This is a genomic window from Pontibacter burrus (assembly GCF_010686685.1).
Lineage (GTDB): Bacteria > Bacteroidota > Bacteroidia > Cytophagales > Hymenobacteraceae > Pontibacter > Pontibacter burrus.
Genome location: NZ_JAAGWD010000002.1, coordinates 501,832 through 514,332, shown reverse-complemented (window position 1 = coordinate 514,332; position 12,501 = coordinate 501,832). Strand labels below are relative to the sequence as shown.

At 48.8% G+C, this 12,501-nt stretch carries 7 protein-coding genes; 1 reads left to right on the top strand and 6 read right to left on the bottom strand.

Annotated features, from left to right (window positions below):
- Positions 1-3: 3 nt before the first annotated feature.
- The gene (locus tag GXP69_RS06915) at positions 4-243 is read right to left on the bottom strand and encodes an Arm DNA-binding domain-containing protein (RefSeq protein WP_163913746.1); all 240 of its coding nucleotides are present in this window, start codon (positions 241-243) and stop codon (positions 4-6) included.
- Between the two features lie 910 nt (positions 244-1,153).
- On the opposite strand from GXP69_RS06915, the gene GXP69_RS06910 reads away from it, so the two are divergent.
- Positions 1,154-1,624: a JAB domain-containing protein gene (locus tag GXP69_RS06910; RefSeq protein WP_163913744.1), complete on the top strand. Its 471-nt coding sequence runs from the start codon at positions 1,154-1,156 to the stop codon at positions 1,622-1,624.
- A 566-nt stretch (positions 1,625-2,190) separates the two neighbouring features.
- On the opposite strand, the gene GXP69_RS06905 is transcribed toward GXP69_RS06910, so the two are convergent.
- From GXP69_RS06905 to GXP69_RS06885, 5 genes are all read right to left on the bottom strand, one after another.
- Complete coding sequence (locus GXP69_RS06905) at positions 2,191-3,384, bottom strand: hypothetical protein (RefSeq protein WP_163913741.1); 1,194 nt, start codon at positions 3,382-3,384, stop codon at positions 2,191-2,193.
- 1,273 nt (positions 3,385-4,657) lie between these two features.
- Complete coding sequence (locus tag GXP69_RS06900) at positions 4,658-5,068, bottom strand: hypothetical protein (protein WP_163913739.1); 411 nt, start codon at positions 5,066-5,068, stop codon at positions 4,658-4,660.
- Positions 5,058-6,017 (bottom strand): RHS repeat-associated core domain-containing protein, encoded by a 960-nt coding sequence (locus GXP69_RS06895; RefSeq protein ID WP_317164570.1) that lies wholly within the window; start codon positions 6,015-6,017, stop codon positions 5,058-5,060. Before GXP69_RS06895 ends, GXP69_RS06900 begins: the two co-directional genes overlap by 11 nt.
- A 382-nt stretch (positions 6,018-6,399) precedes the next feature.
- Positions 6,400-6,918, bottom strand: coding sequence for a hypothetical protein (locus tag GXP69_RS06890; protein ID WP_163913738.1), 519 nt, complete (start codon positions 6,916-6,918; stop codon positions 6,400-6,402).
- Positions 6,915-11,180: a DUF6443 domain-containing protein gene (locus GXP69_RS06885; RefSeq protein ID WP_235925598.1), complete on the bottom strand. Its 4,266-nt coding sequence runs from the start codon at positions 11,178-11,180 to the stop codon at positions 6,915-6,917. The genes GXP69_RS06890 and GXP69_RS06885 overlap by 4 nt, the downstream gene beginning before the upstream one ends.
- Positions 11,181-12,501: the final 1,321 nt, after the last annotated feature.

The window sequence follows — 12,501 nt, the reverse complement described above, 5'->3', positions numbered from 1 at the left end:
CCGTTAATAAGAATAAACTTGCGCCCGGAGTGTATCCAGGTAGGCATTAACACTACGTGCGTGCTCTGAGTTGCCTTTAACCTTGCCTGCTTCTGCCAGCCAGTTTACAGGTCGAACATGGCGGTGGGTGATGGTCTCAAACCGCTGCCCACTGATTGTCACGCGCAGGTAAATCGGCAAAAATCCGTTTCTTGTAAGCTTTGACTCCTTGTCATAGAAAAGAATACTAATCCTCGTGTCCATTACATTTCCTCCTTATATGGTTAAAATTAAACATCAAACCATGACTCCACTAGATGCACAAACCCTGTACATCTAAATGATAATCAACACCTTAAAAGGAATTCAATCACCCAGAATATTTTTAACTCCGGATACCCGAATTATCCCCTAAGGATTAAGAAAAACTGAATGATTCAGGAGAGGAGATGAAACAAAAGAGCCCTTAAATCTATGATCTAAGGGCTTTTTTGATCTCTTGGCAATATTATCTGCAGAGAGTGAGGGATTTTACGCGGCTCACATATTAACTGAAAATCAACATTTTATAAACCTGCATAGACCACAGCTCACCGAATCGCTCACCGCATAATTAACTTCAAAAGCTATGTATTAAAAATACATAAGGATTTCCATTTTAACAACTTTACACGGGATTATAGTTTTTAGATTGACTGTAATAATGATAAACTTATCTTCACTCAATGAATATCTTAACTATTGCTTAACTAAGCCTTTTGCAATTTATAGAGGCCTATCTTTTCAATAGGTCAATTAGTGGTACTTATTCTTCTAATCTGATTCTGCCCCAAAGGTTTCTTAGGCTCCTCCATGATTAGGGCTACATAGACCTGCTACTCTTAACCGATCTTTGAAATTGCATAAAGCACAACACTAGTGCTTTAAATATAGAAGCAGTAACATTCGTAAAGGCCCAATTGCTAAAGTTACTTCAAAGCAAAAATCCAACGTCATTCATTTTGGGGCAAAAATAGCCTTGCGGTCCGGACACGGGACAAGGTCGTCCAAACAAAATGGGTATCCCTTTCCGGGACCCTCCACATTTTCTTTGGCTCCACCTATGCCCTTCCTCCGGCGCCGAAGGCAGACGGGGCACCATAATCAATTTCCTCACATTAAAAGATTTGAGATTATGGAAAAGATCGTTACAACCTCCGCCCACGCCAAAGTGGCCGAAGTAAAGCTCACCTACCGCAACCGCGTCAAGCCCTCTGAAAGACCGCAGGTTACCTGCTCGGCAGATTCCTACAAGGTGCTGAAAGCGAGCTGGGATACCGGCAAGATAGAATTTGTCGAACAGTTCAAGGTGCTGCTGCTAAACCGCGCCAACCGGGTACTGGGCATCTTCGAAGTATCCACTGGCGGTGTAGCCGGAACGGTAGCAGACCCGAAGCTCATCTTCGTAGCCGCATTGAAAGCCTGCGCCTCCGGCATTATCCTCTGCCACAACCACCCCTCCGGTAACCTCAAGCCCAGTGCAGCAGACCTGCAGCTGACCCAGAAGATGAAAAAAGGGGCCGAGCTACTGGACATAGCCCTGTTGGACCACCTGATCCTGACAAGCGAGACATATTATTCCATGGCAGATGAGGGGCTTTTATAGCCCCTTTCCTGCTCATTCAAATTATTTAACTAGCCAATTTCTTGTGGGGAAACCAATCGTTTACATAATAGTCATTCTTCATTTATCTAAGCTAAGTTTGCCGTTTAAGCTCGTACACGGTGAAAGAAGACTGTAACACATCCTCTTGCTTAATTAATTACTGATCATTGTTGCTTCGATGTGCAGTACAGAAAACTCCAGTTAGCACTGTCTCTATTCTACAGATCTTCGTTGCCTGTCGATTGATTGTGTTTTTAAAGGATAGACTTTCTTTGCTCGGGGGTGCTATCATTTGAATGGATACAATTGGTTGAATTTGAGTGTAGCCACTACCATAGTAAAGCTGTTTTGGAAAAGAATCGAGTTGCAAGGTAAGTTTCGTCCCGAATCATCGGCGGATTCACTTCTAATACGTCTTCTAATATTACAAGCATCGTTGTTTACAGCTAACATGATCAAGCAAATAACTGGTTTTCAAAAAGCTCTAGAAGTTAGATGATAGTTTGGTATCAGGCAGCCTTCGTAAGACTTGATAAGCAGCTATTATGGACCCTTTTTCTCGTATCCTATTGACTAGCCCCCCTTTCCTTTTTTCCTCCCAGCTGACTTGCCAAAAGAAAAAAACCAATACGGGCCTGCAGGGGCTGCAAGTAGGGCGTCACTCCATGCTCGTGCAACAGGTTATACTCCACCAAGGCATAGCCTTGAATGGCTTTGTAGAAGGTATACCGCTTGCCGGCCCCAAGTGACAGGCCCGGCACCCAGGCCTGCGTCTGAGCCTCTGCCAGCCCCGGGGCAGTTTTCACTGGCACCGGCGCAGAGAGGTGTTCATAGTGAAGGCGGGCAAAGAGGCCTTTGTACACGTCCACATCCGTGAAGACAAACACACCAGCCACCTTATCCTGCCCGCTTACCCAGGGCTTCTCCTTCAGGCTCAAACTCAGCCGGTACTGCCCGCCCGCACCGGTGGAGAGTTTGTCTGTCCAGCGCCAGGCAGCATAGGGGGCCATGTCCACCACAAAGCGTTCCCGGCTGCCAAACTGCCACAGGCTCCCTACAATCACCCGCTCCTGCCAGGGCCTGCCCTTCAGGGGGTTGAGCTTCAAAAAGCCCTTTGGCATATCCCGCACGCTTTCCACCTTTTCAAAGCGGCCTTTGTACTTGTCCAGTTCCCGGCGGGCTTTGTTCAATTCGGCCTGTTGACCTGCGAGGTGGTTACCCGCCGCTTTCATAGCCCGTGCTTTGGCCAGCCCCTGCAGTTCCTGGGGGCCAGGAGGTAATGCCCCACCTGAAGGCAGGCCAATCGGGGTAGGCAAAGCCTGGGCGCCGGCACTTCCGGCCTGTTGCAGGGAAGCCAGCACGGCCTCCGCTTCCCCGGCCAGCAGTTCCCGGGCCAGGGCAGCGGTGGCTTTTGCAATTGCTGCCTGGAGCTGCTCTTCGGCCTGTGAGAGTTCAAGGAGCGTGGCCTGACGGCTAGAGAAGGCCTGCGTCAGGCTATCTGCTTTTGATTGGAATAAAAGCGGATCTTCATACCGGGCCTGTAGGCTGTCTAAGGCTGCCTCAAATGAGGCGGAGTCCTGCAGGGCACCGGAAAGAGACTGCAGGCTGTCCCGCTGCTCTTCAATCTCCTGTAGCAGGGCTTTGGCTTTTACCAGTTCAGCTTTTAAATGCTCTACCTGCTCGGGCAGTTGCTGGGCCTGAGTTGGCATGGAAAGTACAAAGCCAAAGGAAAGTAGCAGCAGGTAGAATCTAATAGACATGAAATGCAAATTTAAAAGCCGCAAGATAGGCACAAGTCACCTGTATTTCATGCCATTAACTAAATTCTTCCAATTTCCTTGTAAGTAATCCATTCAACAATTGCCTGATCAGAAAGCCACTTTTCATTAAAAGATTGAATAAGGCAGATAATCCCGACAGTGAGCAGAAGTAAAAAAGATTACAAGCTTAAAGGTAAGCTGCAGCAATAATTAACTATGAGAGGGATTTATTATTCAAGTATGAGACTAGGAAAAGCTATTCGCCGCAACACCAGGGCTCAAAAATTAAGCAAATGCAATTGGGTCTTACCAATTAAAGTCAAAAGCCTCCCCTGTATCCATAATTTAAACTGTGAATGATAACTACCTGCTACCAGCAGCGTGATACAGTTGGTTACTAACTGTACCTACTCTGTTAAAAGTTGGAAGGTCTTTAAAATAGCTACTACTCGAGTATACAATATCTTTGTTTTGATAACTGATATACCATTTACTTCAAATTTGATCTAAGATCATAAGTCATTTGTACAGCTTTCGTCTTAGTTTGCATGTTCTTACTTCTTATGCATCGATCACTTTGGTAAAGTCGATCGGTCTATGAGTGAATGTACTCTGTCAGCAGTATAAATTCACTCATTACTGCACTCTATTCCTGTTATATTAACTGTTAAGAGTGGCTTCACTTCTGATATCAGTCAAATTGATTGCCCCCTCATTTGGACCACCACGGAAAGAAGCATCGTTAATTTTTCTACAATAATCCAGCATGTTCATATACACGTACCGTTCTCAAACAGACCGAAAAGATGCTCTAGTTCCTCGATTTTTAGAAAGCCTAAAATGGTATCCATTGAGCTTGCTATTTCTCAAAATTACGCGTTTAGAACTGATGATACTGATCAATAACTGCCTATAGTTCTTCTACCTGATAGACAAGAAACTAACTCATAAACGCCATTAACAAAATCATCAAACATGGCAGTAAGATAAAACGCATTAAATATTATCATCAATAGTACCACAGGCTGGCGAACGCAGGCAAAAGCAAGGCCAATCAAAAGGAGCTTGTACAACTTTTCTTTGCTACAGTGAAGACTGGCCGAGGACGCAGACAAACCCCGCTTAACCTGTCAATGGTTGTCAAGTGGTAATATGGCTTTAGCACTTTAGATGGGGGGTAAAAGCAAAAGCCCAATCCAGAGTGGAAAAGGCTTTTGTTATTATAATTGAATATGTAGGTGGGTTGAGTGAATTAGTTCTATCGGTTGCAATTCTAATCTTTCAAAACTTGGATATCAAACCCGAAATGCTTTTTTATTTGTTCTGCATATAATTCCCCAGAATACTTTAAGACGCTATTCTGCCACCAATTATTAGTCTTTATGGGAAGTTTGTACTGAGGGTGTGTACATTTCCTAAACTCATCATCCAGCTCTTTAATTTTATCTTTAAACAATTGAAACTCTGCATATTTTTCTAACTCTTTCGATTGTAGGATCTTTTCAATTTCATCTCTTATTAATAGTTCATAATCAAATTCTGAAGATGAAAACTGAAATCCACTATTACAAGCTGAAATTAAGTCTCCCCAACCTTCTATAAAATAATTAGGCCCATTATTTTTATTTATTTTATTCTTACTTAAAGCTTTTTCAAAAGCATCTAAAAAGCTACTATTTACCATATATTTCTATTTGTTTGATAAAATATTGTAAACCTTTCTCTTTGTCTAGCCTATAAAAAGTTTGGATTGCCCCATCAACTGTAGCTGTACCAAAATTACCACTTGTTAGATCATATCTAAAAATTGTTCCTTGGCGTGAGACAAAAGTCATAGATGTGCTTGGGGCTTTCATAAAAAATTCGGAAGCAGCTTTTGTATATTCAGTTAAGCTTTTATAATTTGATAAGCTTCCAAATTTACTAGCAGCTTTCCAATCACCTGTTTTCCATATAAATTCAATATTCTTTACGTGTTTCGCATAGTGTCTAAATGCGGCAGCTTTACTTGAGAACGAAAACCCTCTACTTATTTGGCCTCCAGGAGTAAAGAGCATGGCTTCTTCTGGAAATACTGCTACATCCATAAAGTTTTCCCTCGAGATATGCCCATCCGCATTAACCTCAAATTCACTACCACCAATAATTATTGTTCTATCACTGCTAAATGAATTCTTTACTCTTCCCCAAAAACTATCTTGCCCTGGCAAAGCTGGTAGAACTTGAGTGTTGGATTTATATAGATCATGTGCAGTTTTACGAGGGCTATCTTTGCTTTGAGACTGGCCTATACCAAAATACTTTAAGACATCATCAAAGTCTTCATCTCCATTATTATAAGTACCTGCTTCACCTTCATACATCCCATCAGGGTCTATGAATCTGACTGGATTATTGAAACCGTATCTGTAAGGTGTTAAACTTGGAGAAACATCCGCCAGTGGATCCACCACGTGCCACCTGCCGATCTGGGCGTCATACATCCTGGCACCATAGTCCATCCAATTGAGTCCCAGCTCCGTCTGACGCTCCTTGCCGTTGTACTGGAAGAGGTGGTCGGGTGTTTGCTGCTGCTCCAACCCGGCCAGGTTCAGGCCCCACGGATCGTAATGTTCTTTTATACAAAGCTGCACCCGGCTGATGTAGCTTTACTTAGATGAAAATACTAATTTGATTAGGAAGCATTGAGACAAGTAAGTAACTAACTAATCATACTATTAAATAGAGGCCAAATGAGATAGCAATCTAGTATTTTATGTAGAACGTAGGGTTCAAACATTTATATTTAATCTCTAACAGGTACCTGTCATAACCCGGAGTATAATTATAGAACTATGATGCTTCTATTCAGACTTTTAATTATCGATATAAGAATTTAAAAAGTAAAGGCCCCTTATCCGTGAGGGGCCTTCTAAATTAAGTTAATGTCCTTTAAATAATATTTACCACAAGTTTTGGTTCATTATAACTTATGGAATATTTGGTATGCATAAGAAGTAATACCACCAAAGTTTGCTATTTCTTTAATGTTACTTTTTCGATTAAATCTGAAGAAATTGATAAGCCATTGTCTTCTTCATTATAAACTACTCTAATTGTTGGTAGTATTTGCAGTAATATTTCATTGAAACCAACATTCTCATATTCTGCTAATAAAGATGTACTAAGTAGTAAATGATCTCCTGCTGAAAATGAAGCTTCTTCTTTTTCTCGAAGACATATTTTGTTTTGATCAACAAAAGGCATAGCTATCAATTCCTTCTTGTATGTAACTCCTTTAAGATTGTAAGTCAAATAAATATTTGAACTGCTAGGATTTAGGATTACATTACTATTTGATTCATTTGTCAATTTACAATAGATTAGAGCATAAGGTCCATCAGTATCGTGTTTATTGCTAACTATATTTTTATTGCTAATTATCTTATAATTAGACAGTACTATCTCACTGATACTCAGTTTTACTTGAGCATTGACATTAATTACACTTATCAAAAGTATAACTAAGAAGCAGGTAGAAAATTTTTGTGTCATAAGGCTGACCTTGTTTTAAGTGGCAATATTACATTATGCTCTATAGCGGATTTAATAATTGATTTCTGAAAGCTACTTCTTGTTTTTAAAAAAGTTGAATCACTCATTTGTTTAATATACCCCCTTTGCTCTTTAAAATCTTTAGATAATGAGTGATAGGCATCGATTCCTGCAGCTTTGTAGTCATCATAATGTCTTTCCTCATGGCTAAATAGGCTCCTTATTTCATTCGAGTGGTCTGAAATCTCAGTTCTTTTATTTGCATCTATATTTACTGCTATCTCTTCTGATGTTTCTCCATTAGCTCTTTGATATTGAAATGTCATACCCCCTTTATCACTATCCCCCTTTGTTAATTTTAAATCTGTTGGGTTATAATGTTCATATATAGCAAGAGAAGCTTGATCAGTTAAATTAGCTTGAGATGCTTTATTCGAAATTTCAACGCCCTTTTTATTATCAATGCTCTCTACTCCTTTATCACTTACCTGCTTATTTTCATCCCAAACCTTTTGGTCTACAACTCTTACAATGTCGCTAGTAGCTTCATCTGAACCTAAATATTGACCATTCCTATTAAAGTAATCATCAGGCGCCATACCATCCGGGTCAATAAACCTGATTGGATTGTCGAAAGCGTAATTGTAAGGTGAATGGCGACGCATCTGATCCGCCAAAGGATCTACCACATGCCACCTGCCCAGTTGGGCGTCGTACATCCGGGCTCCGTAGTCCATCCAGTTCAAACCCAGCTCGGTCTGTTTCTCCTTCCCGTTGTACTGGAAGAGGTGGTCAGGGGTTTGCTGCTGCTCCAGCCCGGCCAGGTTCAGGCCCCACGGGTCGTAGTGGTTCTCCTGCACCATAATCCCTTGCTGGTGCTCCACTGACAGGTCATCAAAGTAGATGTCCACGTTCTCCGGCGCCTCGTGGGCCAGCTCGATCAGCACGTAGCCGGCTTTGGCCATCGCCGGCACGCTTACCTCCAGCACCTGGTGCGGGGCCAGTAGCGAGGCCTGGTCCGTCACCGCAGCTGCTGTGGTCACGGACGCATAGCCCATAGCCCCCGGTACTGGCACTTTCTTTTCATCCAGCACATAATAGCTCAGGCTGGCGGTAGGTGCTCCCCCGCTTTGGCTGCCCCCCAGCGTGGCCAGCGTGGTGCCGGCGCTGTTTTTGATCAGTGTGGCGCCGGTTCCGTCGGGCATGACCGTATAGCCCGAGGCTGTACCCAACAGGGCCGCCATGAGCACCGAGGCATCCAGCGAGCTGCGCCGCAGGTCCACGTACTTGGCGTGCACCCTGGCCGTGACTTTATCCCCGGGCATCACCTTCAGCAGGAGACCCGGACGGGCCGTAGTGCCCTGGCCCGCGTTCAGGCGCACCGCTTTCGGCTGGGTATCCGGTGCATGGGCGGTTTTATGGGTGTGATCCAGTGCTGCTACCACCCCAACCCGCACGTCTGGCTTGCCCGGTGCCACAAAACCGGCAAAGGTGTTTTCCTCTTCGGCGCGGCGGTTTTCCTCCATCGTGGCCAGGTACAGGCTCGTGTCCGGCTCGGCAAAGGCGACCCGCAGGTTGCCCAGGTGGTCTTTTAAGTGGTACTCATAGCGCCACTGGTTTCCATCCAGCAGCACGCGGCCTTCCGCCGTATGGGCAAAGAGTGTGTCCTGCTGGTGGACAAACTGGCCCACGTAATCGGTAGTGGCTTTGAGTTTGGGCTCAGCAGCGCCTTCTGCCAGTTCATAGACCTGCTTACGCAGCTTGCGGCCGTCTGCCGCATAGGTATAGGCAAGATACCCTTTTCCGGCCACATCCACCCGCTCCACCAGGTTCAGGGGATTGTAGGTAACTGTAATGCCTTTATTCTCATCCCGGGTCATATTGCCGTTTACATCGTAGTGGTATTCAGGCACGGACGCCGAGTACTTACGGCCGTTGTCCCTGAAGTCCCCGGCCGGCCCGGCAGCTGGGGACGCATCGTCCACCCCTACCAGGCGGTTGCCCTGGTAGAAGTAGGAAAGGCTGTCGACACGCCCGAAGCTGGCCTGGGTAAAGCTGCTCTTGTCATTGGCGTTGCCTTCGGTGAGGCCGTAGCGCTCCAGGCTGCGGATGTTGCCGTTGCCATCATAACTGAGCCCCTTCACATCGTAGTTGCCCGTTTCGGCATGCCAGCCCCCTGCTGCACCCTTAGCCCGGTACAGGCCCGAGGTCAGGCGGTTGGCCTTGTCGTAGCCATAGCCATAGCCACGCTGTACCCTGTCGCTAGCCGTTGTCCAACGCATTTCCGAGATATTGCCGTTAAACTGCCCGGCCGAAAGGCCCAGCTCCGGTTTCTGGTTGTAGCCAAGCTCCAGGCCAAACAGGTCACCGGCCTCGTTGTTGCGGGCATCGACCGTGAGCGTGCCGTTGTTGATGCTTGTCAGCCAGCCGCGGATGTTGTAGCGCATGTCCACACTTTGCAGGTAAGTGCGCTGCTCTTCTGCCATACTTACCTGCCTGCTGTGCAGCTTCTTGTCCACCAGCTGCCCCAGCGCATTGTACTCCAGGGAGGAGAGCACCACTTCCGGGCCGCTACCCGTCTGCTGTTTTGTCTCCAGCAGGCGTCCCATGTGGTCGTAGCGCATGGTGTTGGCAATCACGTAGCTCTGGGTGCCTGCATGGTGGGTGGTACTGCTTGCCAGTACATTGCCCGTGAAGTCGTAGCGGTTGGTGGTCCGGTCCACCCCGCCCAGGTGGTTTTGGGCCAGGACCTGGATCGGGCGGTACTTCTCATCGTAGTAACTCACGCTCACCAGCCAGTCATTGGTCCCCAGCACACGTGTGCGGGTACCCGTCACCTGATCCAGCACCTGGGTGCTAAAAGCCCCCTGTCCTAATTCTGGTATAAAGCCAAAGCTATCCAGGGCCGTATACGCGTAGTCATCGTAATAGGTAATGGACAGCAGGTCGTCAGCCGTTACGGCGGGGAAAGACTGAGTCAGGGTGTACCCAGCCGTGGAAGCATCCCTGGTTTCATACGGCACCGCACTGCCATCGGCCAGTGCCTGCAGCGCAGCCTGACCCCTGGCGTCTGAAAGCTGCCCAGATAGGATTGAGCGGCCCAGCACGTCGTACTTGGCAAAGGTCCACTTTCCCTGCCGTCGCTGCACCGCATCCTGGGTGAGCACCACCTGGTCACGCGAGTTGTAGACCAGCAGCACGGCCTCCGCACCCGGCACCTGCTTTTCCACCAGGCGCCTTCGCCCGTCGTAGCGGTAGCGGAAGCACCAGCGCTCCGTAAAAGCCCGCTCCAGTGTAATTGTCCCGTCCATGGCCGGCGGCAGCTGGCGGTAACCCTCGGGCTGGAGCACCAGCACCAGGTTGCCCAGCGCATCATAGACGTAATAGGTAAGCAGGTAACCTGAAGTGGCGGCAGGGGTAGCGCCTGTCTCGTCTTCCTGCACTTTCTTTAAGACTACCCTTCCCTGCTTGTCCTGGTATTCCACCGTCACCGAACCCTGCTCGTCCCGTACTTCGGTCACATACAGCTGGCCCGGTTCGTAATGGTCCGAGCTGCTGAAGGCATTGGAAACATGCTCGTACTGCCACCTGCGCACTTCTCCGGCCAGGTTGGCCCGAAAAGTGGTTTTGATGGTATAGTCCTGGCTCTGCCCTGCCGGCAGCGCGTCCGGCTGCCAGGCAATACCCGGCGCCCCCTGCTTGAGCACCCGGCCCAGGGGCGAAGGCTCATACACCGGCACAGCATACGGGGCGGCATCGGTGCTATAGTTCTTGGACGGATCGGGCAGGTAGAAAGTTCCCTGTTCTGCAATCGCCTCCGGCCGGTAAGTGCCCGTGCTGCCCATTACATAGCGCAGCCACGTCTTATCCGTTCTCCCGTATCGGTCATAGGTTACAGGCGTGACGATATCCTGTATTTTGGGACTGGCTTGCGTGAGCACCGTCTGTATAGGGCGACCAAGCCCATCGAAGTAGCTGATGCTTTGCTGGCGCTCCTCGCTGGTCAGGTAGTCAAGCTGCGTTTCTCCGGTGATGCCTGCTACCTGGATACTGTTTTCGATCACGTAATTCTGGTTATTGGCTGCCACAGCCACGGCAACGGATGCGGTGCTTGTGCAGCCGGAAGGGTACGTTGCCGTCACCGTATAGGTCCTGCCAGCAGTAGGCTCCGTGACTTTGACTCGGGGGCCTACCAGCCTGTCCAGTCCGTTGGCCGGGGACCAGCTGAAGACAGCCCCCTCCCCGCCCCTGGCTTCCAGCATCAGCCCAGGTTTTGTGCCGACGCCTGTATGCTGTGTCACCGTAACAGCAGGCGCCTCAAACCTGGTTACCTGCACAGGCTGGGAAACCGCTTTACAGCCTGCGTCATTCGTCACTTCAACGCTGTAGTTTCCCGGGTCAGCCACTGTGATGCTTTGGGTCGTCTGGCCGGTACTCCATTTGTAAGCCCTGCCCGCATTGGCAGTCAGGGTCACGCTGCCCCCTGGGCAAAGGGCAGTAGTCCCGCCAGCTGTAATAGTAGCCGCTGCAGGGCCCAGCGCAGTGACGGCCGCACTACCCGTCATGGTACGCGAACAGCCGGTTGACGCCTGGCTGGCCGTCACGGTATAGCTGCCGGAATGTGCCTGCAGACCGAAGTGCAAGGCTGCCCCCGTTCCCGCCACTGGTTCCCCCACAGCTATGCCGTCCCGCAAAAGCTGATAGCTTACTCCGCTTTCGCTGCCGCTGAGTGCGACGGAAACACCGGCGCCCCCGGCACAAAACGACCCGCCCCCCGTTACTGAAAAAGTAGCTGGCGGCGTATTCACGGTTACTGCGATTGCCGTGGCCGTACCCCAGCACCCGGCCGGCGTGCGCTCCCGGATGTAATAGGTGCCGCTGGTGTAGGCGCGGTAGGAAGTGGCTCCATTCAGGCTGGTACCGTCCGGGTTGGTCCCCTGCCAGTAAAAGGTACCGGAGCTTCGCAACAGATCTGTGTAACCACACCCCTTGTTTAAGGTTACCTCTACCGGGTTGGTCGGCTGCTCCACGATGATGGTGATGCGCTGCTCACCAAAGCAGCCCGCCGTGTTTGGTCCCCGCACCGTATACGTGGTCGTCACCTGGGGGGAAACCGTCTTGGATGCCCCGGAGCCAAGCCCGTTATCCCAGTTGTAACTGTTGGCACCCGAGGCTGTCAGCGTAACCGCTGTGCCGGCACAGATGGTGGTCGCCGTGGAAGAGATGGCGATTTCCGGGGCGTTAGCCGGCGCAACCGACAAGCCGGCCAGCCCCACGATGGTTTTCCCCCTGCTGTCCTTGCAGCTGTATCCCTCCAGGGTGATACTCCCGCGGGTGGAGGTCCAGGTCACATTGATCCCGCTCCCGCTGGACCAGAACGTGCCCCCCGTTACGCTCCATTCATAATTAAAGCAGGTCCCGCCCGAAACCCAATAGGAGTAGGATTTACCAACACAGACCGAGGTAGGGCCTTCAATTTTCAGGGAAGCTCCGTCCCCGGGCAACAGGATCATGGGGGTGATCTGGGCTTCTTCTGTTTTTTGTGCCAGGGAAGCAACCGGCATGAAGAAGAATGCCAGCAGC

Coding starts and splice junctions, on each gene's coding strand:
- GXP69_RS06915 (WP_163913746.1), bottom strand. CDS start 243: ATGGACACGAGGATTAGTATTCTTTTCTATGACAAGGAGTCAAAGCTT.
- GXP69_RS06910 (WP_163913744.1), top strand. CDS start 1,154: ATGGAAAAGATCGTTACAACCTCCGCCCACGCCAAAGTGGCCGAAGTA.
- GXP69_RS06905 (WP_163913741.1), bottom strand. CDS start 3,384: ATGTCTATTAGATTCTACCTGCTGCTACTTTCCTTTGGCTTTGTACTT.
- GXP69_RS06900 (WP_163913739.1), bottom strand. CDS start 5,068: ATGGTAAATAGTAGCTTTTTAGATGCTTTTGAAAAAGCTTTAAGTAAG.
- GXP69_RS06890 (WP_163913738.1), bottom strand. CDS start 6,918: ATGACACAAAAATTTTCTACCTGCTTCTTAGTTATACTTTTGATAAGT.
- GXP69_RS06885 (WP_235925598.1), bottom strand. CDS start 11,180: ATGCTGGAAGCCAGGGGCGGGGAGGGGGCTGTCTTCAGCTGGTCCCCG.